Origin of the sequence: Saccharopolyspora sp. ASAGF58 (assembly GCF_012277335.1) — a bacterium.
Lineage (GTDB): Bacteria > Actinomycetota > Actinomycetes > Mycobacteriales > Pseudonocardiaceae > Saccharopolyspora > Saccharopolyspora hattusasensis.
This window is the reverse complement of the sequence record NZ_CP040605.1, coordinates 6,028,474-6,051,028: the sequence shown is the minus strand read 5'-3', so window position 1 is coordinate 6,051,028 and position 22,555 is coordinate 6,028,474. Positions and strand designations below refer to the sequence as shown.

The 22,555-nt window shown below is 66.4% G+C and carries 20 protein-coding genes and 2 pseudogenes; 6 read left to right on the top strand and 16 right to left on the bottom strand.

The features are described from left to right. Positions 1 to 13 precede the first annotated feature (13 nt). From FDZ84_RS28215 to FDZ84_RS28205, 3 genes are all read right to left on the bottom strand, one after another. The gene (locus FDZ84_RS28215) at positions 14 to 1,447 is read right to left on the bottom strand and encodes an aminobutyraldehyde dehydrogenase (protein ID WP_210435162.1); all 1,434 of its coding nucleotides are present in this window, start codon (positions 1,445 to 1,447) and stop codon (positions 14 to 16) included. A 96-nt stretch (positions 1,448 to 1,543) separates the two neighbouring features. Beyond that, positions 1,544 to 3,121, bottom strand: a complete 1,578-nt coding sequence (locus tag FDZ84_RS28210) for an AMP-binding protein (protein WP_168588342.1) — start codon at positions 3,119 to 3,121, stop codon at positions 1,544 to 1,546. Continuing rightward, positions 3,118 to 4,158: a hypothetical protein gene (locus tag FDZ84_RS28205; protein WP_210435161.1), complete on the bottom strand. Its 1,041-nt coding sequence runs from the start codon at positions 4,156 to 4,158 to the stop codon at positions 3,118 to 3,120. Before FDZ84_RS28205 ends, FDZ84_RS28210 begins: the two co-directional genes overlap by 4 nt. A 411-nt stretch (positions 4,159 to 4,569) precedes the next feature. Here FDZ84_RS28205 and FDZ84_RS41105 point away from each other — a divergent pair. From FDZ84_RS41105 to FDZ84_RS28185, 5 genes and pseudogenes are all read left to right on the top strand, one after another. Next, positions 4,570 to 4,686: pseudogene (locus FDZ84_RS41105) on the top strand (hypothetical protein); the annotation flags it as partial. Positions 4,687 to 4,750: 64 nt separating this feature from the next. Continuing rightward, entirely contained in the window at positions 4,751 to 4,939 is a 189-nt protein-coding gene (locus FDZ84_RS39450) for a hypothetical protein (RefSeq protein WP_246868486.1), read from the top strand. Between the two features lie 379 nt (positions 4,940 to 5,318). Beyond that, positions 5,319 to 5,654 carry a hypothetical protein gene (locus FDZ84_RS28195; protein ID WP_168588340.1) on the top strand — a complete coding sequence of 112 codons (336 nt, stop codon included), beginning with the start codon at positions 5,319 to 5,321 and terminating at the stop codon, positions 5,652 to 5,654. Between the two features lie 110 nt (positions 5,655 to 5,764). Beyond that, complete coding sequence (locus FDZ84_RS28190; RefSeq protein WP_246868485.1) at positions 5,765 to 7,189, top strand: APC family permease; 1,425 nt, start codon at positions 5,765 to 5,767, stop codon at positions 7,187 to 7,189. Further along, entirely contained in the window at positions 7,131 to 7,946 is an 816-nt protein-coding gene (locus tag FDZ84_RS28185) for an SDR family oxidoreductase (protein WP_246868484.1), read from the top strand. The genes FDZ84_RS28190 and FDZ84_RS28185 overlap by 59 nt, the downstream gene beginning before the upstream one ends. Positions 7,947 to 8,064: 118 nt before the next feature. Here the strand turns inward: FDZ84_RS28185 and FDZ84_RS28180 are convergent, their stop codons facing one another. The 9 genes from FDZ84_RS28180 to FDZ84_RS28140 form a co-directional block, all read right to left on the bottom strand. After that, the gene (locus tag FDZ84_RS28180; protein WP_168588338.1) at positions 8,065 to 8,778 is read right to left on the bottom strand and encodes a GntR family transcriptional regulator; all 714 of its coding nucleotides are present in this window, start codon (positions 8,776 to 8,778) and stop codon (positions 8,065 to 8,067) included. A gap of 97 nt (positions 8,779 to 8,875) precedes the next feature. Next, complete coding sequence (locus tag FDZ84_RS28175) at positions 8,876 to 9,832, bottom strand: PDR/VanB family oxidoreductase (protein ID WP_168588337.1); 957 nt, start codon at positions 9,830 to 9,832, stop codon at positions 8,876 to 8,878. Then, positions 9,829 to 10,866, bottom strand: a complete 1,038-nt coding sequence (locus FDZ84_RS28170; protein ID WP_168588336.1) for a phosphotriesterase — start codon at positions 10,864 to 10,866, stop codon at positions 9,829 to 9,831. The genes FDZ84_RS28175 and FDZ84_RS28170 overlap by 4 nt, the downstream gene beginning before the upstream one ends. After that, entirely contained in the window at positions 10,863 to 11,672 is an 810-nt protein-coding gene (locus tag FDZ84_RS28165; protein WP_168588335.1) for an HpcH/HpaI aldolase/citrate lyase family protein, read from the bottom strand. Before FDZ84_RS28165 ends, FDZ84_RS28170 begins: the two co-directional genes overlap by 4 nt. After that, positions 11,669 to 12,787 carry an amidohydrolase family protein gene (locus tag FDZ84_RS28160; protein WP_168588334.1) on the bottom strand — a complete coding sequence of 373 codons (1,119 nt, stop codon included), beginning with the start codon at positions 12,785 to 12,787 and terminating at the stop codon, positions 11,669 to 11,671. The genes FDZ84_RS28165 and FDZ84_RS28160 overlap by 4 nt, the downstream gene beginning before the upstream one ends. Continuing rightward, positions 12,784 to 13,284, bottom strand: coding sequence for a Rieske 2Fe-2S domain-containing protein (locus FDZ84_RS28155; RefSeq protein ID WP_168588333.1), 501 nt, complete (start codon positions 13,282 to 13,284; stop codon positions 12,784 to 12,786). Before FDZ84_RS28155 ends, FDZ84_RS28160 begins: the two co-directional genes overlap by 4 nt. Further along, positions 13,281 to 14,516, bottom strand: coding sequence for an alpha-hydroxy acid oxidase (locus tag FDZ84_RS28150; protein WP_168588332.1), 1,236 nt, complete (start codon positions 14,514 to 14,516; stop codon positions 13,281 to 13,283). Before FDZ84_RS28150 ends, FDZ84_RS28155 begins: the two co-directional genes overlap by 4 nt. Before the next feature lies 1 nt (position 14,517). Beyond that, complete coding sequence (locus FDZ84_RS28145; RefSeq protein ID WP_168588331.1) at positions 14,518 to 15,675, bottom strand: amidohydrolase family protein; 1,158 nt, start codon at positions 15,673 to 15,675, stop codon at positions 14,518 to 14,520. A 27-nt stretch (positions 15,676 to 15,702) separates the two neighbouring features. After that, positions 15,703 to 17,277, bottom strand: a complete 1,575-nt coding sequence (locus FDZ84_RS28140) for an MFS transporter (RefSeq protein WP_210435160.1) — start codon at positions 17,275 to 17,277, stop codon at positions 15,703 to 15,705. A gap of 217 nt (positions 17,278 to 17,494) precedes the next feature. Here FDZ84_RS28140 and FDZ84_RS28130 point away from each other — a divergent pair, with 217 nt between their 5' ends. Further along, a complete protein-coding gene (locus FDZ84_RS28130; protein WP_210435159.1) occupies positions 17,495 to 18,463 on the top strand; it encodes a DDE-type integrase/transposase/recombinase in 969 nt (322 codons plus the stop codon). Between the two features lie 917 nt (positions 18,464 to 19,380). Here FDZ84_RS28130 and FDZ84_RS28125 read toward each other — a convergent pair. The 4 genes and pseudogenes from FDZ84_RS28125 to FDZ84_RS39435 all read right to left on the bottom strand — a co-directional run. Beyond that, positions 19,381 to 20,169 (bottom strand): transposase, encoded by a 789-nt coding sequence (locus FDZ84_RS28125; protein WP_246868483.1) that lies wholly within the window; start codon positions 20,167 to 20,169, stop codon positions 19,381 to 19,383. Between the two features lie 14 nt (positions 20,170 to 20,183). Beyond that, a complete protein-coding gene (locus FDZ84_RS39445; RefSeq protein ID WP_246868482.1) occupies positions 20,184 to 20,342 on the bottom strand; it encodes a hypothetical protein in 159 nt (52 codons plus the stop codon). Between the two features lie 260 nt (positions 20,343 to 20,602). Continuing rightward, positions 20,603 to 21,694, bottom strand: coding sequence for a heparin lyase I family protein (locus FDZ84_RS28120; RefSeq protein WP_246868481.1), 1,092 nt, complete (start codon positions 21,692 to 21,694; stop codon positions 20,603 to 20,605). A 115-nt stretch (positions 21,695 to 21,809) separates the two neighbouring features. Further along, positions 21,810 to 22,253 (bottom strand): annotated as a pseudogene (locus FDZ84_RS39435) (glycoside hydrolase family 5 protein); the annotation flags it as partial. Between the last annotated feature and the right edge of the window lie 302 nt (positions 22,254 to 22,555).

Sequence of the window (22,555 nt, the reverse complement as noted above, 5' to 3'; positions counted from 1 at the left end):
TGTTGCTTTCCTCTCAGGCGAACTTCGTCATGACGTGCTTGATGCGGGTGTATTCCTCGAGCCCGTAGACCGACATGTCCTTGCCGTAGCCGGACTGCTTGAACCCACCGTGGGGCATCTCGGAGACGACCGGTATGTGGTCGTTGACCCACACACAGCCGAAGTCCAACTCGCGGGCACCGCGGACCGCGGCGCTGACGTCGCGGGTCCAGACGGAGGAGGCGAGTCCGAAATCGACGTCGTTGGCCCACTCGAACGCCTGGTCCTCGTCACGGGCCTGCTGCACCGAAACGACCGGGCCAAACAGCTCGCGCTGCACCACGACGTCTTCCTGGCTGGGTTCGAGGACGACGGTCGGCTCGATGAAGAAACCCTTGTCGCCACGTTTGCGGCCGCCCGTGGCGATCTTGCCGTTGGTCTGACCGAGGATGCCCAAGATCGAGTCACGATGCGCCGCCGAGATGACCGGCCCGAGGTCGAGATCCTCGGTTTCGGCCGGGTCGCCCACCTTCAGCGCTTCGACGGCGGGAATGAGTTGCTCGACCAGTTTGCCGTAGACACCCGGAGTGGCGATCACCCGACAAGCGGCGGTGCAGTCCTGCCCCGAGTTCACGTAGCCAGCGAGCGCAATCCCTGCGACCACCGCGTCCACGTCGGCGTCGTCGAGCACGACGACCGGCGCTTTACCGCCCAGCTCCAAATGCGACTTCGCCACGTGCTCCGCCGCTCTGCGGGCGACGTGCTTGCCCGTGCTCGTATCGCCGGTAACCGACACCATGCCGATCCGAGGGTCGCTGATCAGCGAGTCACCGAAGTCTCCGGCGCTACCAGCGAGCACGTTGAGCACACCCGCGGGCAGCACGTCCTTCGCCAGGTACGCCAGGTGCAGCGCGGAAAGCGGCGTCTGCCGGGACGGCTTGAGGATGCTGCAGTTGCCCGCCGCGAGAGCGGGGGCGAACTTCCACGTCGCCATCAGCAGCGGATAGTTCCAAGGTGCGATGCCGGCGACGATGCCGACCGGCTCGCGTCGCACATAGGACTCGTACCCGGCCAGGTACTCCCCGCCCGAGCGGCCCTCCAAGCAACGGGCGGCGCCGGCAAAGAACCGCAGATTGTCTACGACGAACCCGATTTCCTCGCGGGCCACCGGCAGCGGCTTGCCGACGTTGCGCGACTCCAGGGCGGCCAGATGCTCAGCGTCGGCCTCGACGGCAGCGGCCAGCGCGAGCAGCCTGTCCGCCCGCTCCCCAGGCGTGGTGCGCTTCCACGATCTGAAAGCCTTCGTCGCCGCGGTCACCGCCGCCTCGACGTCCTCGGCGTCACTCGCCGGAACCCGGGCGAGGACGGCCTCCGTGGCCGGCTCGATCACCTCAAGCTCGCGGCCGCGGCGTGCGCCGACCAGTTCCCCGGCGACAAGATTGCGCGTGCGAATCTCCGCGACGGTCATGTCACGTTCCTTTTCCGTGATGGGACCGAAACCCCGTGGTCTCGGCTGTGCGTGTCTGGTTGGGTCAAAGTCCGGGATCATGCCGCCGGTGCCCGTTTACCGGGTGTCCACCCGATCCGGCTCATCCGTCGCGAAAGCGGCGCGAAGCCGTTGCTTGAGCGCGAACTTCTGGATCTTCCCCGTCGCGGTTCTGGGGAGCGTGCCGAACTCGAACGCGTCCGGCACCTTGAACCGAGCGATGCGAGCCAGCAGGTGTTCGCGAAGCTCGGTCTCGCTCACCTGGGTGCCGGCCGCGGTCTCGATGAACGCCACCGGACGCTCGCCCCAATGCTCGTCCGGCCGCGCCACGACGGCCGCCTCGACCACCGCAGGGTGTGACAGCAGCGCCTGCTCGATTTCCACCGAGGTTAGGTTTTCCCCACCCGAAATGATCACGTCCTTGGCGCGATCACGGATCTCGAGGTAACCGTCGGGATGGCGCACGGCCAGGTCCCCTGTCCGTAGCCAACCGTCCGGGACTGCTGCCTCAGTGGCAGCCGGGTCGTTGAAGTAGCAAGGCGTGATGTTGTTGCCGCGCAACGCGATCTCGCCGATCGTGGCGCCGTCGGCGGGCACGTCCGCGCCGTCCGGGTCGACGACACGCAATCGCTCGGAGACGATGTTGCCGACGCCCTGGCGCGCCGCGAGGCGATCTCGTTCCTCGGCCGGGTGCTGATCCCACTCCGGCTTCCACTGGTTGATCACGGCCGGGCCGTAGGTCTCGGTCATGCCGTACAGATGGGTCACATGCAACCCGCGCGCGTATGCCCGGGCCAGCACCGCCGGCGCGGGCGGTGCTCCGCCCACCCCGACCCAGATGGACCGGTCGCCGATCTCACCGGCCTCACCAGGCGGGACCAGGGTCGACAGCACGGTGGGAGCGGCGCACATGTGCGTGACACCGTGATCTTCGATCGCCGGCCACACCACCCGCCTGTCGACCTTGTCCAGGCACACGTGCGTCGCGGCGGCCGCGGTGACGGCCCAGGTGAAGCACCACCCGTTGCAGTGGAACATCGGCAGGGTCCACAGGTAGGACGACTCCGCCGTCAGGCCGGCGTGGAACGCCATGGCCAGCGATTGAAGGTAGACACCGCGGTGGGTGTAGACCACGCCCTTGGGAGAACCCGTTGTGCCGCTGGTGTAATTGATGGCTATCGGCCCCAGCTCGTCACTGACCACTGCCTCGTAGGGCGCGGCCTGAGCGAGCGCACGTTCATATCCCTCACCGGTGCGGATAACGGTGATCACCTGTCGGCTCCGAGCGACTGCCGCGGCGGCAAGGCCCGCCAGTGATTCCGAAGTGATCATGATGTCGGCGCCTGAGTGATCCAGGATGTAAGCGATCTCCGCAGCGCCGAGCCGCGTGTTGATCGGCACGATGACGCCGCCAGCGAACGGAACTCCGTAGTGCGCCTCAAGCATTTCGTGCCTGTTGGTGGCGAGCACCGCGACCCGGCCACCGGCGCGCAAATCCAGGTCGACCAACGCCCCGGCGAGTTGCTTCGCCCTGTGGTACAGCTCGGCGTAAGTGACCCGGAACTCGCCGTCGATGACGGAGGTGCGGTCCCCGTAGACCGCCGCCGAGCGCGCGAGGAAACGCGCCGGCGACAAGGCTTGAAAACTGTGACTCACGAGATCGCCTCCACGCGCATTCGCGTCCCCTTCGACGCCAGCGCCAGCACGGGAAGCTCACCCATCGAGCGCAACCCGGCGGGTGCGTCCACCGCCGCTGCCGCCACGTTGACCGCGGCGGCGATCGTGCTCAGGAACGACTCGAACCCCGTAGCGGAAGCCAAGGTGATGACCTGGTCACCCCCCTCGATGCGGTACTCGTCGCCGGGCTGGACGTCGTCGCTGTCGTCGAAGAAGCCGAACATGATCTCCAGATCGATGACCGCGTCCCCACCGCACAGTCCACGAGCCCGATGGGTGACTGCGGAGATCGTCCCGGCCTCGATCACAGCGTGCGCCCCCTGGCGCCGGGACCTGCTCACGATGGCGGGTTCGACATCGTCGACAACGATCTCGTCCAGCTGCCAGTCCAGTCCGGCGCCGACCGCCGCGATCACCTGCTCGAAACCGACGTGCCCGATGACGGTTCCGGCCTCGCGCTCGGCGGCGAAGTCCCCGGGTGCCAGTCCGAGCCCGAACTTCGACAGGATGGTGCCGTAACGCGACATGTTCGTCCGCCGCCGCACCACGACGCGTTTGGCGCTCTGGGTCAACACGCTGAGCAGCAGCGGCAGGGTGTCCATGAGGACACCCGGATTCGCTCCGGTGCCCAGCACCGTGACGCCGTGGGCCCGTGCCGCCGCATCGAGTTTCGACGCGAGTTCCGGGTGACTTTGCCAGGGAAACGCGAGCTGCTCGCAGATGCTCACCACGTTGATCGACCGCTCGAGCAACGGCATCAGCGTGTCGGCGACCTGGACGAGGTCCGACGTCGTGGCGACCACCGCCACGTCGACGTCCGGGAGCAGCTCGATCTCGGTGACCACCTCCACCCCCAGCGGGCCGAGCCCGAGGAGGTCACCCAGGTCCTTCCCTCCGACGTCAGGGTTCTTGTCCACCGCCCCGATGAGCTCGCAGTCGACCCGGTTCGCCAGTGACCCGCCGATGGCGAGCCCCGTTGCCCCGAGTCCGACGAGCGCCATTCGCGTGACCGACACTGCGCTGCTCCTTTGGCCATCGAAGGAGGTACGACCGCTGCGCGTACCCGATGGCGGCCAATCATACATAGCTGTCGCTTTAAAGCAAGGAACAGCGAAAATACAGTCCCCTAGGCTTCCGACCTCGACAAAGACTCCACCTCGACCAGCTCGCCCCACCAGCCTGAGAGTTCTCGCGGTCGTCCAGATCGAACCGCACCACAGGGGCAAAACTCAGCGAATACGACTTCGCTCGCGGCACGCACATCTCAATCCGCGCACAGCGCAGGCGCTGAGCATGTGCAAGTCCCGCTTAAAAACGACAGGATTGTATGTTTAACTGGGCGGGTCCTGGTCGAGGCGCCTCCCGGGCCAGATCAAGTTCTTCCGCGCACTCCAGGACACCAAGAGCACACCAATGAAGGGGTTTTCATGGCGAAGACATACGACACGATCGTGAACGGCGGCCGGTTCGCTGGTGTTGCTGCGGCCCCTGAACTCATGGGGCAGGGACTCGACACGCTCGTGGTCGAAGGACGCGATCGGCTAGGCGGTCGCGTCCTGGGCCCCCAAGTTCGCCGGAAAGAGGCTCGTCGAGCTCGGCGGCACGTGGGTGTACGGGTTCCAGCGGCACGTGTGGTCGGAAGTGCTGCGCCACCGCCTCGAGATCGTCGAGGACGCTTCCCCGGACCGGCACATCCTGCCCGAAGGAGCCGACGGCGTGCGCGATCCGACGGACGCACGGGGTGAGTCGAGCCGCCTCGCCACGGAGTACTTCCCCAATATGTCCGCGAGTTGTTAAACACCGTTCACACCGCTGCCACGGCGGAAGGCGGTCGCGGAGGCCGACGAGTTCTCACTCCGCCAACGCTTGTCCCACATGGGTTTCACGCGGGGAGGAAAAGGACCTCGTCGCGGGAATCTTGATGTTCGGCGACCTCGACGACGCCTGGTCCAGCTTCGCTCAGTGATGGTCGCTGGCCAGCTGGGACTTCGACCTGTTCTGGGACACGCTGGCTCACTATCTCCTGCAGGCAGAACCATCTCCCTGATCGACGCCATCTTCGGGGACTCGACCCGCCAACGCCTGGAACTCCCGCGAGATCGTCCCGGCGCTGCCCAGCTCCCCCCGGAAGGTGTCAGAGGAGAGCCTGTCCGTTCGGTACACGCACAAGATCTGGGTGCACATTCGTGGACTGAAGGACCGCGTCTACATCCAGCAGCCCGAAAATGCGCCGCTCTTCTCGATCTGGAGCTATGCCGATCTGGCCGACGGACACCTGCTGGTGAGCTTCGGCGGCGCCCACGGGTTCGACCTCCCCGACGAAGAAGCGATTCGCGACCTGTCCGCCCACGTGCTGGCCAAGGCCGAGGTCGTCGTGACCACGGACGCATGGCTGGCTCGCCGACGCGCAGCCTGCGGGGCCCGACAGACGGGATTCGTGGGCGAAAGGCCAACCGGCCCACGTCACCGCCGGGCGCACCAACGAACGCGGCATGCACCTACCAACCTCTGACCGGGACCACCTACCTATAAAGGACCACCACCATGGCCGACCCACAAATCCAGCGATCGTCACCGCAGACTGAGCCGGACGCCGACTCGCAGCAAGTCCGGTCGCTCGGTATGAACACCGAGTTCGCGCGGGACATGAGCCCATGGGCCAACTTCTCGCTCGGTTTCACCTACCTGTCGCCGGTGGCTGGCGTCTACGTGCTGTTCGCGTTCGCCCTCGCGACCGCGGGGCCGCCGATGATCTGGAGCTTCGCCATAGCCGGGGTCGGCCAGTTGCTGGTCGCGCTGATCTTCGGGGAGGTTGTCTCGCAATTCCCGCTCGCCGGTGGGGTCTACCCGTGGGCGCGCCGCCTCTGGGGACGGAAATTCGCCTGGATGACCGGCTGGATCTACCTGTTGGCGCTGCTTGTAACGATCGCGTCCGTCGCCTACGGGGCCGGTCCCTTCGTGGCCGCAGTGCTGGGTCTCGAGCCCTCGACCAAGCTCGTCATCCTCTGCGCCTTGATACTGCTGGCTCTGGCGACCGGGATCAACTTCGCGGGCACACGCGTCCTGTCGATCGCGGCGATGTTCGGCTTCGCCGCCGAACTCGCCGGCGCCCTCGTGGTGGGCGGCTGGTTACTCATCTTCGAGCGGCACCACGGTCTGGGTGTCCTCTTCGACAACTTCCGCCCTGCAGGAGAAAGCTCCTACTTCGCGGCGTTCGCTGCCGCGGCACTTATCGGCATCTTCCAGTACTACGGGTTCGAGGCCTGCGGGGACGTGGCCGAGGAGGTCAAGAACCCCGGTCGCGTGATCCCGCAGGCGATGAAACGCACGATCTACATCGGCGGCGCTGCTGCCACATTCGTGTGCCTCGCCCTGATTCTTTCCGTGGCCGACATCCCGGCCGTGATCTCGGGCGTGGACACCAACCCGGTCAATGCCACCCTGGAACAGGCCTTCGGCACCCCAGGGGCGCGAATCGTACAGGGCATCGTGCTCATCTCCTTCCTGTCCTGTGTCACGAGTCTCCAGGCCGCCGCCAGCCGTCTGGCCTACGCCTACGGCCGCGACGACATGATCATCGGCAGCAAATACCTCAAGGTGTTCTCCCACGCCCGTCGGGTGCCGCCTTACGCACTGATCGTGGCGGCGCTCGCCCCGGCGCTCATCATCGTCGGGAGCAGTGTCAGCGCGGACGCGCTTACCAAGATCGTTTCATTCGCGGCCTTCGGTATCTATCTGGCTTTCCAGATGGTCGTACTCGCAGCCTTGCGGGCGCGGATCCGAGGATGGGTGCCTTCCGGAACGTTCACGCTCGGCCGCTGGGGACTGCTCATCAACGTGGGAGCAATTGGGTACGGCGTGGTCGCGTTGGTCAACATGTGCTGGCCGCGAACCCCGGGCGCCCCCTGGTACGACAACTGGATCGTCGCCCTGTCGGGGGCGGTGGTCGTGGTGAGTGGCGTGCTCTACCTGTGGTTGCGTCGACCGCATGCGGCCAGCGACGCCCCCTATAGCGATGCGATCCCTGCCGACCGGCGAACGGAGTGATGAGATGATCGAGCAGAGCGGCTCGCGGAGTCGGACGGCGCTTGTGACCGGTGCGTCCCGCGGAATCGGGTTCGCGATCGCCGAGCGAATGGCGACGCGCGGATACAGCCTGTCCATCACAGCACGGAGGAAGGACAAGCTCGACGACGCTGCGGCCGAGCTACGCGGCCTGGGAGCGCCAGAGGTACGGGTCGAAGCAGCGGACTCAGCCGACCGCGACGCCCTGACGCAGGTTGTTGGCCGGCACGAGGCCGCCTTCGGTTCCCTGGACGCTCTTGTGATCAACGCGGGAGTCGGAACCGCCGGAGCCGTCGAGGCGATCAACCTGCGTCGGCTGGACAAGATGCTGGAGGTGAACTTCGTCGCCGCCGTGGTGCTCATCAAGGCATCAATGCCGCTGCTTCGGAAGGCGGCCAAGGCCTCCAACGGATCTCGGATCATCGCAATCTCGTCCATCACCGGTGCGTACGCGGAGCCGAACCTCGCGGTATATGGGGCGTCGAAGGCGGCGCTAATGTCGCTCATCGAAACCCTCAATACCGAAGAGACCGTCAACGGGATCTCGGCAACCGCCATCGCGCCAGCCTTCGTCGACACTGACATGTCAACATGGGCACGTGACGTCGTGAGCGCTGAGTCGATGATCCCGACCAGCGACGTCGTCAGGGTGGTCGAAATGCTGCTCGACTTGAGTCCCCGCTCCGTTATCAGCAAGCTGATCATGGCACGCGCGGGCACCAGGGGTTACAGGGCTTGAACAACAGTCAATGCCCCTTCGACGGCTTGGTTCAGCGCTTGCGCGCTCGACTGTGACGGCGGTTCGCCAGCCGCACAGGTGCCCCCAGCACTGGCATCAGGAGACGCAAGAAGGGAACTCATCCCGAAACGCGCCCCTGGCCCCGGGGCGCCCTCGGCTCATCCGGCTCCTCCCAGAAGTCCAGCGAGTCCAGCCAGCGCATCAACAGCTCGCCAGTGCCGCGGAAGTGGGCAGCGGTGCCGGCCCGTGCAGCCTCGACATCCCCGGCCGCGAGCGCATCGATGATTGGAGCGTGCTCGGTGCGGTTGACCTCGGACCAACCGGGGACCACGTGAAAGTTCTCGGGGAACTGCAGCGGAACCAGCCTGCTGGCGGCCCGGGCGAACCAGTCGAGCTTCGGAGCGTCCGCGATCACCGAGACGTAGTGGTGAAGGGTGGAGTTCAGCTCGGTGGCGAGGTGCCCGTCCTCCGGGTCCGCCTTTTTGATGCACTGATCGATTTCACGCAGGTAGTCGATGTCCCGTGCGGTCGCCCTGGTGGCCGCGCGAGCAGCGATCTCTCCCTCTGCGGTGGACCACATCAGGTAGGTGTCCTCGACGTCCTTGCGCCGGATCGCTGCGACGCGGAAACCTCGGTTCGGCTCGTGTCGCACCCATCCGTCTTGTGTCAGCAGAAGGAGGGCCTCGCGTACCGGGGTCACGCTGACGCCGAGTTCCTCCGCCAGCTGTCCGAGTCGGAGAGTGTCTCCCGGGTACACGGTTCGCGCCATGATCTGGTCACGGATCGCGCTCGCGACGTTGCCCCGCAGCTGTTCCTTCCCCGCTCGTGCCACAAGCGGAATCTTACCGGCGGAGTTTGATCGTGGGCCCGTGACCACCGGCTCGGTGATCATGGGCCCGTTTGGCTCAGATTTCTTCACATCAGCCCGGTCAAAGGTCTAGGACGAGGCGGGGTGACCGAGAGCGGGAGCAGCACGGCATGATGACCTCGCCGGAGGCCTGCTCCTCAGCACTCAGGTAGGAGTCCCGGTGCTCCGGCTCCCCTTCCAGGACGTAGGTCTCGCAGGTGCCGCAGGTGCCTTCCCGGCAGGAGGTCGGAATATCCACCCCCGCCGCCTCGATCGCCTCGGCCAGGGTCTGGTCGGCCGCGACGGTGAGGGTGAGGCCCGAGGACTCCAGCTCGACCTCGAACGGACTGTTCGCCCCATCGAGCACCCCCTCCTTGGGCCGGAACCGCTCGAGGTGCAGCGCCCCAGCAGGCCATCGCTCGCATGCCTGTTCGACGGCGTCGAGTAGCGCCCCGGGTCCGCAGCAGTAGATCGCGGTGCCATCAGTGGGGGTGCCGAGGATCGCGGCCAGGTCGAGGAGACCGTGGGTGTCCTGCGGCCAGAACGTGACCCGGTCGCCGAAGGGTGCGAGCTCGGCGCGGAACGCCATCGAGGACTCCTGGCGCCCGCCGTAGAACAACCGCCACGGCTTCCCGGCCTCCTTACACGCCGCGATCATCGGCAGAATCGGGGTGATCCCGATGCCGCCCGCGATGAACAGATACGCGCCCGCCTCGACCAGCGCAAAGTTGTTCCGCGGCCCGCGGCACACGACCCGGTCGCCGACGGCCAGCCGCTCGTGGACGTGTGCCGAGCCCCCACGACTCTCGGGCTCCCGCAAGACGCCGAGTCGCCAACTGGACAGATCCGCCGGGTCTCCGCACAGCGAGTACTGCCGCTCGAGGTCCTCGCCGAGGGCGACATCGATGTGCGCGCCGGGTGCCCACGCTGGCAGTTTATCGTCGACGGAGGGCACCAGACGGAGCGAGACGATTCCGTCGGCTTCCTTCGCGATCTCTGCGACGGTCACGGTGATCTCGGCAGGGTGTTCGGTCGTCATGAGCGCCCCGGGCCAAGTACCATCGCAGCCACAGCCTTCGTAGCCTCGGTGTCCCCGGTGAGCACCTGCACGGGGTTGACGACCATCATCTGGCTGATCTGGTCCTCGGTGACCCCGCGCTGGCGCAGCTCGGGAAGCACGTAGTCGGAGATGCGGTGGTGGTGCCAGTTCGGGGTGTGCTTCGCGCGCCAGGACGGCGGGGTGTTGATGGAGAAAAACCCGGCGTCGTGGGAGAGCGTAATCTTCTCCGCGTAGCCCTGTTCGAGGAGCTTGGCCAGGGTGTCGACGCGGGACTCGTCGTCGAGAACGAACTCCATTCCGAATCGGTCCATGCCGATGAAGGAGCCGTTGTCCATCAGCTCCTTGAGGTAGTCGAGGTCGGTGGAGTCGCCGCTGTGGCCGATGACGGTGCGCTCGAGGTCCACACCGTTGGCCTTGAACCACTTCTGCTGGTCACGGCCGTTGGCGAAGCTGACATTGGTGTGCGTGGAGATCGGCACACCGGTCTCGGCCTGCGCGCGAGCGGCGGCTCGGTAGACACGGTCGAGGTCCGGCGTGATGCCGTGCTCGTCGGTGACGATCTTGATGATTCCAGCTTTGAGGCCGTCCGTGCGCGGGATGCCTGTGGTGATGTCGTCGATGAACATCGTTTCCAGCACGTCGGGGCCGCCGAGGGTCTTCCCGACGAGTCCGTCCGGGGCGTGGGTGTGGAAGTAGGTCGGCAGGTCCTTGGCGGTGTAGTAGCCGGTGGCCACGACGATGTTCAGGGGCACCTCCTCGGCGAGGCGCTGCACGGTGGGGACGTCCCGGCCCAAGCCGAGCACGGTCAGGTCGACGAAGGTGTCGATGCCCTTGTCCTCGTGCAGGGAGGTCAGGCTCTTCCGCGCCCGCTCGAAGATCGTGACCTCGTCGTACTCCGGGTGCACGATGTTCTGCTCGAGCTCCGGGTTGCGGGCCATGATGTGCTCGTGCATCAGCGTGGTGCCGATCTGCGAGCTGTCGATCGGGCCGCGCAGGGTGTTGACGGTGTTCATGCGGTGGCATCTCCTTCGGTGTCGCTGGTGGGGTGAGTCAGGGCGGCGCGGCGGTCACGGGCAGCGGCCAGGCCGTCCTTGAGGAAGCTGACGTCCGAGCCCGCAGTGACCATCCGGAAACCGCGGCGGGTCTCCGCAACCGGGTCACCGGTGATCCCGGCAGTGATGCCTGCGGTGGTGCAGGCGGTGACGATCTCAGTGACGGCGGCGCGGTGCCGTTCGCTGCGGGGGCCGGTGACCGGGTCGAGGCCGAGGCTCACGGCGAGATCGCCGGGCCCGACGTACACGCCGTGCACACCGGCGACCGCGGTGATCTCCTTCGCCCGGGCAACGCCCTCCGCGGTCTCGATCATGACCAGGCACAGCACCTGGTCGTTGACCGTGGCAGGGTTCGGTCCGAGGCCGTAGGCCGATCGGGTCGGTCCCCAGCTGCGCATCCCCGCAGGTGGGTAGCGCGCCGCTGCGGCGGCTCGTCGGGCGTCATCGGCCGACTCGACGTTCGGCACGATCACCCCCTCGGAGCCGGCATCGAGCGCGCGGCCGATCAGCACAGGATCATTGGCCGCGACCCGGACGAGCGCAGTGGTGCCGGTCCGGGCGGTGGCCCGCAGCATCTCCACGGGGCTGGCGAGCCCGCCCACGCTGTGCTGCTGGTCGAGGTAGAGGTAGTCGAACCCTGCCATCGCCAAGGTCTCCGCCACGTGCGGGTCTCCCGTGTGGCAGGCCAGGCCGACGGCGGCTCGTCCCGTCTCCAGGATCTGCCGGAGCCGGTTGGGATGGGCTTCGGTGGTGACGGCGTAGCTCATGGCTTCGCCTGCGCCAGCGCCTTGTCGAGCCGGTACCACTGCCGCGCGGACTCGTGCATCACCTTCGGCCGCATGGACTCCGGCATGAGGGCCAGAACCCGGCCGAGGTCGTCGGTGTGCAGGTGTGGGTAGTCGGTTGCGAACATCAGGATGTCCTCGGAGCCCAGCCACTCGATGATCCTGCGGGCGTGCTCGTCGGGGCCGAGGTCGGCCGGGGCGATGGAGAACCGGAAGTGGTCGCGGATGATCTCGGTGGGCAGCCGGTCGACCCAGGGGATCTCGCGGCGAAGGCCCTTCCACTTCTTGTTGATGCTCCAGCTCCAGGTGGGCACCCAGGCGAACCCGCTTTCTAGCATCGTCACGCGCAGCTCGGGGAATTTCTGGAAGGTCCCCTCGTAGATCAGGCTTGTCAGTTGCGCGCCGTAGACCTGGATCTCCGCCGCGTACTCCTCGGCGTACCAGGAGGCATAACCAGTCGGGGACGGCGCGTCTTCCGTGGTCCCGCCCCAGCTCAGGCCCATGACGAGGTCGTGGCGGGTCATCGCCTCGTAGATCGGCCAGTACACCCGCTGCCCGTAGAGCCGCTCCGAGCGCACCGGCATGGTGACCTGCACGATCCGCGGATGCGAACCGACGCGCTCGATCTCCGCGGCAGCCGCGGCAGGGTCGCGGGCCGGGATCACCATCGAGCCGACGAGGCGGGGGTCGCGATCCAGCCATTCGGCGATCAGCCAGTCGTTGACCGCCCGGGCCAGTGCAGGAGCCCAGTCCGGGTGGCGCAGCGAGTCCACGCCGTAGGCGGTGTTGACGAGCGCGATCTCCGTCCGCCACGGCTCCAGGACGTGCTGCTGAAGGTCTTCCAGGCGAGACGCCGGCGGCCGCCCGTCGGGTCGCCACTCATCCCGCGCCGTCGTGGGCGCGTTCGGCGGGTATGCCAGTGCCTGACCGTTGGGGCCCTTCCAACCGCGCTCCTGGGCACCTTGCACCCACACCGGGTCGGTGTAGGGGAACAGCGCTTCCAACGACGGCGGGGTGGCGTGCACATCGCAGTCGACGACCGGGCCGGTCCACAGGGCATCTCTGTTCGTTGCGTCCTGTAGCAGTGGGACGTTCATGACGATCCTCCTCGGGCCGGCCGCAGGGACAGCACGATGTAGTCGGACTCGACCGTCACGTCGACGGTCTCGGCGGTGTAGGGGCCGGGAATCCGGTCGAGTTCGCCGCGGTGGAGTGCGGCCTTGACCTCATCCGCACCTTCGAGGGCGATGGAGAACGGCCGCGCACGCAGCCTCGGGTTCCAGTAGGACTGTCCCGTCTCGACGTCGAACTCCCAGTTGTGGAAGGGGCAGGTCACGAACGTCTGGCCCTCGTCAAGGCGGACGTCGCCGGGAACCGGTGAAGTGACCTGGTTGACGACTCCCCCCTCGCACAGCGGCGCTGCCAGGTGCGGGCAACGGTTGAGCACCGCGTAGAACCGGCCACCGATGTTGAACACGCCGATCTCCCGACCGTTCGCCTCGACGATCCGCCGCTCTCCCGGCGGGATATCCTCGACCCGGCCGACCACAAACCGGGTCGGACGGGCCGGGCGCCGTGCGGGTGAGGTCGTCACGGTGCCTCCACCTCCTTCGTTCGGTGGCCGGGAACCGTCTCCGGGTCCAGCCAGGTCGGGTCCAGGTCGGCGACGCTTGAGCAGCCCATCAGCCGCATCGACCGGACCATTTCGGTACGCAGGATCTCCAGCACCCGCTCGACGCCGGCGGTGCCCGCCGCCGCCAGCCCCCAGGCCGGCAGCCTCCCCACGAGCACGGCCCGGGCACCCAGCGACAGCGCCTTCAACACGTCACTGCCGCGGCGGATCCCGCTGTCCAGCAACACCTCGACGTTGTCGCCCACCGCGTCGACGATCCCGGGGAGTGCGGCCAGCGAGGCCGGTGAGCCGTCCAGCTGCCGACCCCCGTGGTTGGACACGATGACCGCGTCCGCGCCCGCGCCGACTGCGCGCAGGGCGTCCTCGGGTGTGATGATCCCTTTGACTACGAGTGGCCCGTGCCAGTGCGCGCGGAGCCAGTCGAGATCGGTCCACGTCGGCGAGTGCGAGCCCGCGCCGCCCTTGGTCATCTCGGTGAGCACCATCGGCTTGCCGTCGACGGTCACCTCGGCGGTGTTCGGGATTTCGAACGGCAGTCCGTCAAGCAGATAGCGGATCAGCCAGGCGGGCTTTGGCAGCAGCTGCGGGGCGAGCTTCACCGCGTTGCGGGCGTTGACCCGCATCGAGTAGCTGAACCCGTTCTTGTAGTCGCGTGGGCGGAATCCTGCCACCGCCGTGTCGACCGTGACGACCAGCGCGGAGTAGCCCGCAGCCTGCGCACGGCCGACCAGGTTCTCCATCGTGGCCTGTGAGGAGAAGCGGTAGAGCTGGAACCATTGAGGCCCTTCGACCGCGGCGATGTCCTCAAGCGTGTACCCGGCGGCCGAGCTGGCGACGTGGATCGTGCCCGCACGCGCGGCGCCGGTCGCCAGCCCGAGGTCGCCGTCCGGGTGCACCAGGCGCATCCCGCCGCACGGGGCGGTGAGCACCGGCAGGTTGATCGGGGTTCCGAGCACCGTCGCCGACAGGTCGGGCTTGTCAACCCAGGTGGCCATGCGCGGGGCGAACGCAACGTCGCGGAACGCCCGGGCGTTGCGCTCAAGTGTCACCTCGCCCTCGGAGCCACCATCGACGTACTCGCGGATCCCCCGAGGCAGGATCCGGGCCGCGACGCGCTGGGCATCCGCGTGGTCGAGCAGCCAGCTGGCCCGCCTGCGGCGCGCCTTCTGGAGAAACGTTGAGAGCTCGGCCATGTCAGGCACCCACCGCGGGGATGCCGTGCCCAGGCCGCAGCGGAATCTTGTAGAGCGCGCTCGCATTCGCCCCCAGGATCCGGCGGCGCCGCTCCAGGGGGAACGACTGCGGCACCGACTCGTACGGCGAGTCGAAGTCCCAGTGCGGGTAGTCGGAGGAGAACATCAGCCGATCCGCGAACCCGGACTCCTCGAACATCGCGTAGACGTCCGGAGTCCACAGTGGGCTCTCGGGCTCTTCGATCGGCTGGGTGGAGAACCAGAAGTGCTCCCGCAGGTACTCCGACGGCTTCCGATTCAGGTGCGGGAGTTCGTCGCCCAGTTTCGCGAAGGACGCATCGAGCCGCCACGAAAACGGCGCGGCCCAGTCCCAGCCCAACTCAAGCAGCGCGATCTTCAACTTCGGGAAGCGCTCGAACACGCCCTCGAAGACCAGACTAGACACCATCGAGATCGGCAGGACCGCGAACGCCGCATGCATCTCGGCGTAGAAGTTCTGCCGCCCCGCACCGGTGGGCTGGCGGCCCATGCCCGGCACGTGGAAGCCCAACGGAATGTCGTAGTGCTCGCACGCCTCGAAGATCGGCCAGTAGCGCTGCTTACCCAGCGGATCCTGACCGGCCGGGGACATCAGCACCTGCACGTAGGCGTCGCCGTTCGGGCCCTCCTTGCAGCGCGCGATCTCGTCAGCGGCACCAGCGAGGTCGCGGGGCAGGGTGATGCTCGCCTTGAACCGGTCGTCCGCGCTCGCCCACGTGTGAGCCAGGGCGTCGTTGTAGGCGCGGTAGATCGCGAACGCGCACTCGTGGGGCATGTTCGCCCCGCCGTGGGTGATGATGTAGGTCTGCGGACATGTCAGCACGACAGCGGACATGTCATACTTGTCGACCACCTGTTCAATGGCCAGCTGCGGGTCCACCCCGACGCGTCCACGCTCGTCCACTGCATCCAGCCGGTGAGTGAACTCGCGCTGTGAGGGCGAGACACCGCCGCCGAAGCTGCCCAGGCCGTAGCGCGCGATGTAGTCGCGCCAGCGCTGCGGCAGGTGCTCGGCGACCTGCGGATCTGTCGGCAACGGCATCGGGTGGAAGTCCGTATCGATAATGCCGAGTTTCTCCCCGGCAGGCGTGTCGACAGGACGGACGTCGGTGACGGTCATGATGATCTTCCTCTGCGGAGTCGCGACTTACAGGGCACTGCGGCTGGTCTCGGCGGCGAAGAACACCGCGATCACCGTGAGCAGGCAGGTCGCCCCGATGAACAGGGAGATTCCTGCTGTGCCACCGCCCGAGACGGCGACCAGCGAGGTGCAGATCAGCGGGGTGAACCCGCCGCCGACCGTGCCGGCGATCTGGTAGCCGAGCGAGGCGCCGGTGTAACGCTGAGTCGTGGGGAACAGCTCGCCCAGCCACGCACCGAGCGGGCTATAGACGATGGCGTGCGTGAACGCCGCCAGCGAGATGCCCAGGTACATCGCACCGACGCTGCCGCTGTCCATCAGTGCGAACATGACCGGAATGCTGAGCGCCTGCAGCACCGCGCCGACCCCGACGACCACGCGACGGCCCCAGCAATCGGACAGGTAGGCGAACACCGGCTGAAACACGAGGCCGATCGCCGCAGCGATCAGCACCGCCTTCAGGATTTCCGCTCTGGGGAAGCCATCCTGGATGCCGTAGCTGACAATCCAGGTGCCATACACAGCGCTCGCCGCGAACGCACCAAACACGAGCGCGATCGACAGCAGCAGGTTCTTCGGATTGCGGAGGACGTCGACGAGCGGCACGCGGGACTTCTCCCCTGTCGACTGGTCAGCGGGCTTTCGGGCCTGCTTGAAGATCGGGCTTTCCTCGACCCCGAGCCGGATCCACAAACCGATCACCACGAGCACGGCAGAGATCAGGAACGGGATGCGCCAACCCCAATCCAGGAAGGCGTCCCCGGTCGCAGCCGAGGCCAGCGCGAACACACCGTTGGCCAGCAAGATTCCGCCATAAAGGCCCATCTGCGCTACCGAGCTGGACAGGCCCCGACGCTTGGGCGAGTGCTCCATGGTCATGAGCACCGCGCCGCCCCATTCACCACCTGCGGAGACACCCTGGATCAGCCGCATCAACACCAGCAATAGCGGTGCCCAGATGCCGAGCGTCGCGTAGGTGGGAAGCAAGCCCACAACAGTCGTCGAGACCCCCATCAAGACAATCGAAAGCACGAGCATGCCCTTACGGCCGACCTTGTCGCCGAAATGCCCCCAAATGATGCCGCCAAGGGGTCGGGCGATGAAGCCCGCAGCGAGTGTCCCGAACGAAGCGAGAGTGCCCGCCACAGAGCTGAACTCGGGGAAGAACAGCTGGTTGAACACCGCCGCGGCCGCGATGCCAAAGAGGTAGAAGTCGTACCACTCGATGACGGACCCGAAGAAGCTCGACAGGAGCACCCGGTTCCGCATGCGGCGGCTGGATTGCAAGGCGGGATCAACCCCCGGAGTGCCATCAGCACTACGGGCAGCGATCTGCGAGTCGGTCACCGTTGACCTCCGTGATGGGAGCACGACCAGCAGAGAGGCTGATCGTATATTCTCATGACGAAGAATATACAGATTGAGGTTCGAGAGTCCAGACCTCCCGCTATCGAGCACCGGGCGCAGTGGGACGTGGTGAACAAGGTGCCGCGCGCCGAAGACGTGCTCGCGTGCACCCGCCTGGCTCGAGTCGGGCGCTCGACCGCGCATCTCGTCTAGCTCCCGGACGAGTTCCGGCAACGCGACGTCGCGTTCCGGTTCCTGGAGCAGGGCATCGACACCACCGCCACCGCTGAAGGCCGGCGGGTCTACCGCATGCTGCCCGCGGTCGCGCGCGTTGACTCATCCAAAATGCCCGCGTAGATGAGTCGTTGCCTCACGTAAGAATGCCCGCGTACGGCGTGTCGTGCGTCACCTGTGGGGGCTGGTGTGCTCATCGTGACCGATGGGACTAACGATGAGCCAGCGCAAGGCCGTGACGAAGGCAACCGCGATCCGGTATCGTTCGGCGTCCAAAAAGGACAAGACCGTGATCTTGGCGGAGTTGTGCGAGCTGACGGGCTGGCACCGCGACCACGCGCGGAAGGCGCTGCGGCTGGCACTGGGACCGAAACCCGTTGCCAGGAAACGGAAACAGCGGCCACCGGTGTATGGCGAGGACGTGCTGGTGCCGTTACGGAAGATCTGGGCGGTGCTGGACGCGCCGACCGGTAAGCGGCTGGCCCCGTTCCTGCCCGAGATCGTGGCGGTGCTGGAGCGGGCCGGTGAGCTCGACCTGGAGCCCGGGGTGCGGGCGAAGCTGGTGTCGATGTCGGCGGCCACCATCGACCGCCGCCTGGCGTCGGACCGCAAGAAGATGCAGCTCAAGGGCCGCTCGGGCACCAAGCCGGGGTCACTTTTGAAGTCGCAGATCCCGATCCGCACCTGGGCGGACTGGAACGAGAACACCCCCGGGTTCGTCGAAATCGATCTCGTCGGGCACGAGGGCGGCAACCCCAGCGGCGACTTCTGCCACACCCTGACGGTGACCGACATCGCCACCAACTGGACCGAAACCGCCGCGGTGCGCAACAAGGCCCAGAAGTGGGTTTTCCCGGCCCTGCAAGGCATTCTGGACGCATTCCCGTTCCCCGTGCTGGGTATCGACTCCGACAACGGGTCGGAGTTCATCAACGATCACCTGCGGCGCTTCTGCGAGAAAAACAAGATCACCTTCACCCGGTCACGGCCGGGCAACAAGAACGACGGCTGCCACGTCGAGCAGAAGAACTGGTCGGTGGTGCGCCAGGCGGTCGGGTATCACCGCTACGACACCCCGGCCGAACTCGAGCTGCTCAACGAGATCTACGCCTGCTGCGCCTGCAGATCAATTTCTTTTCCCCACAACAAAAACTGCTCTCCAAACACCGCGAAGGCGCCAAAGTGATCAAAAAAATACGACACCGCCCGCACCCCGTACCAACGGGTCCTGGCCGACACGAACATCCCGAAGCAGATCAAGACAGCGCTCACCCGCCGGTACCGCACGCTCAACCCCGCCCAGATCCGCCGCGACATCCACGCCATCAACGACCGGCTTCTCGTGCTCGTCACCGCCAAGCAACCAGCACGCCTGCCCACCACCCCACCCCAACCATCCCGGGCAAAATCATCTGAGTCAACGAAACCCCGTTCGCGGGCATCTTGACATGAGTCATCGGGCTCCCCCCCTCGGACACAAAAACTGGTGAAATTCCCCACCAAGCAAGGTGGTCGTACCGCAGCCCGCAGTGGTCAGTTCGCCACTGCGGTTGCTTTCGTTCGCTGGTCGCTTCTCGCCTGGTGTGCGCTGGTCGCCGAGGTGGTGGCGGCCATGGGTGAGCGCGTCGTGGCGGGCCTGGTCCCACCTAAAAGGAAGACGGCCCAGCCCAGCGGCCCGCTGCGTGGCGGCGGCCGGGGCTTGCCGATGCCTACCGTTGCCGGACCGCAGCAGCTTTCGGCGACCTACGGGATAGGCCGGGTGGATCTCTCCGGCCGGATATCGGCCCGGCCGATCCTGCACACACTGCGATGGCATCCCGGCCAGAGAATCAACCTCAGCGTGATCTCGGACGTACTTGTCCTCAGTCCGGACCCGTGTGGAATCCATCAGCTGCCGGGCACGCCCCACATCGTGCTTCCATTCGCCGCTCGCACCCGCTGCGGCATCCATACCGGCGACCCCGTCCTCCTCGCCCGCCTCGGCGTCTCCCCACACGACCTCGTGAACTCTCCCACAACCCGGCCGGCAGCCCCGACCTTCGCCGAATACATCCCCAAGGTCGCCGCCGCCGTCAGCCCCGGAACCAGACGGGTCTACGGCACCTACTGGAAACGAGTGACCGAACACTGGGGCGACCGCAGGCTCAACGAACCCACCGCCCTGGAGATCAAACAGGCATCGATGGTGATGATCCGGGTCCGGCGCACGATCAGCCGGGCGGTGACCGCACGGCCGGGATTCTGGGTGACGTTGGTGAACGCCTCCAGTGTCGTTTCGGCGATCTCGCCCTCATAGATCCACTGCTTGGCGCGGTCGTCGAAGACCGGCCGGTTGAAACGCACGGTCTGCCATGTGTTCTCCTCGATCCCGGCGATCGCGGCCTTCACGGACGCGGTGTGTTTGGCGGTGACCGAGAAAAACGCCCCGGCTTTGCGGATCGCGGCGATGACCGGGCCCGTGAAAAACGCCGAATCACCCCGCACCACGATCGTCCCCGTCGCACCACACGCCCGGGCCGTCTTGATCGCCGAGGTGATCAGTGACGCCGCGCCGCGGGCGGAATTGGCGTTACCGCCCCGCATCCGGGTCGCCGCCACCACCGGCGCCGTACCGGGGGTGGAGATCGTGGCCATCAGATAGTTCAGGCCCCGCACCTTCGTATACCCATACGCCGAGCCCTGCTTCTCCGCCCCGTAGACCTCTTTGATCTTCGAGTCGATATCGACGAACACCAGCTCATCGGCCCCCGGCAACAACCCGCACCGCCCGGCCAGGCGTTCCAGCACGATCCGGCCCAGCTTCTCCAGCTGCGCCACATGACCATAGGTGAACCCACGCAGAAACGTGCCCAGTGTCGAGGGCGCCCGGATCCCGTCGAACAACCGCGACATGCCACCGTGGCGGATCACACCCAGATCTCGAACGAGTCCGCACCACAGGCCATCCCCGCCACGATCGACGACACCTTCACACCGGGATTCGCCCCCGCCGCCCCCACATCCGGCGACAATTTCACCGTCTGCTCAGCCAGATCAGCCACACCGACCTGCTCGGCCAGCCGCAATACCGGCACCAATCCCGCACACGACACGAGATTCGGATCACCGAACCTCACCGACACCGCGCCGGCACTATGCGATGCTTGCATCCAGCAGATGCCCTCTCATCCAGGAACCGATTGTCTCTCTTCCAAGAACAATCATCCCAGGCCAGAGGGCATCTGCCCCACCACAACACGACCCCCGCCTGCACAAACTTTCACCACAACACCGGTGGATCCGGGCATAGCTACCCAAAAGACTCACGGCCCTCGTCGCACAGCCGTCAGCCGGACACGTCTTCGTACGACGTGCCGACCTTGGCATCGGCCAGGTAGGCCGTGGCCTCGCCGGTGATGCCGTCGGATCGGTACACACCCCACTTGTCGGTCACAAAGTCGGCGCACAGCATCGCAGCCGGCAGCTGGGTCTGTCCATTGAGGACCTGCTCTTCGCCGTTGTGCCAGAAGTGGACCCAGCCTTTGAACGGGTCGCTGGAGATGCGCACGCCGACGACGAAGCTGTTCCAGCTGTCCTTGGGCAGCGGGATCTTCCACAGCTGCGTCATCTTCATGTCCGGATCGCAGTACTCCAGGTCGAGCACGTCGCCGCGGGCTCGCAGCGACCGGGGCGGCGTGGCGGCTCCCGAGCCGTAGTCCTTGATCTGCCACAACGCGACCCAGTCCCCTGTCTTGGTCGGCAACGGCCCCCACATCGACTTCCAGCCGATGTAGTAGGTGTCGCCTTCGGTGAACCGGAGCCGGTCGCCGTCCGGGGTCTTGTGGCCCCGGGTCTCCACCCACGCCCACTCGGAGCCCTCCTGCTCCCCGGAGGTGTGCAGCCGGTACACGTCACCGTGCTGCCCCTGTGGATCAAACACCACCTCGACGCTTCCCGGCTTGGTCTCGATTCCCTCGAAAACCGAAGTGCCGCAATCGGTTTCGTCCGTCCACAGCGGCGCCGGGATGCGCGATTCATCGGTTGCGGTCGCAGCCAGCGGTGCCGGGGCCGGCACCTCATCCGGTACTGCGGCCGGCAGCGCCAGAGCTGCGGCGAGCGCGACCCCCGTGCCGAGCAGTCTCCGCACCAGGTATCCCCTCACTTGACCCGCTCGCGGACCTACACGCCCGCGGGCTTGAGCTGGTCGGTGCCCGGGTACGGGCCGTTGTCGCAGGTCCCCTCCTTGAACACCGCGCCGGAGCGGGAGTCGTCGGAGTAGTTCCAGTTTGGTCCAGCTGATGTTCTTCTGGGCCATCAGGTCGACGTACTGCTGCGCCATGTCGAAGTCGTCGTTGCCGTCGCCGGCGGCCTCCTGCGTGCCGAACTCGGTGACGAACTCGGTGACGAACATCGGCAGCTTGTCGGCCGCGCGCGACAACGTGTCCAGGTACTCCGCGCCGTGGAGGCCGCGTAGAAGTGGAACGTGTACATGAGTTGTCGGAGTTGACCGGGTTGTCGACGATCTCCTGCTCGTTGGAGTCCTCGGAAACCCCCAGCGACGACCAGGCCCGGGTGCCGACCAGCACGACCGAGTCCGGGTCCTGCTCGCGGATCACCGGGATGATCTCCTCGGCGTAGCTCTTGATCTGGGACCACTCGATGCCGCTGGGCTCGTTGGCGATCTCGTAGAGGACGTTGGTCTTGTCCTTGTGCCGCTGGGCCATCTCGGTGAAGAAGGTCTTGGCCCGCTCCAGGTTGTAGTTCGGGTCACCCGGGTCGAGCATGTGCCAGTCGATGATCGCGTACATGCCTCATTGGCTGGCAGCCACGACGTACTGGTCGACCATCTCGGTGAACTTGGCCGGGTCTTCCTCGTAGCCGCCTTCCTGGATGTACATGGAGATCCGCAGCACATCGGCCTGCCAGTCCCGGGCCAGCGCGTCCAGCGACTGGTCGTTGACGCACTGGCTGTACCACTGCAGGCCGTGCGTGCTCATGCCGCGCAGCTGCACGGGAGCACCGCTGTTGTTGCACAGGGTCTTGCCGCAGACGGACAGAATCCCGTTGGCAGCAACGAGATTCAGCTCGGGTTCTTGGGTTGTGGCCTGGGCCGCGGTGCTGGTCAGCAGCAATGCCGCGGCGATCGTGACGGCTCGGACGGAGTTCTGCCACCTCATCGATCCTCTTCGGTCGAAGAGCGGAGCCGCAGTTGCGACTCTCGATTCTGGCGGCGGAAACTGGAAACTTAGTTTCCAGTTCGCCTCACGATAGCGATCCCGGCGAAATACCGTCAGGTACC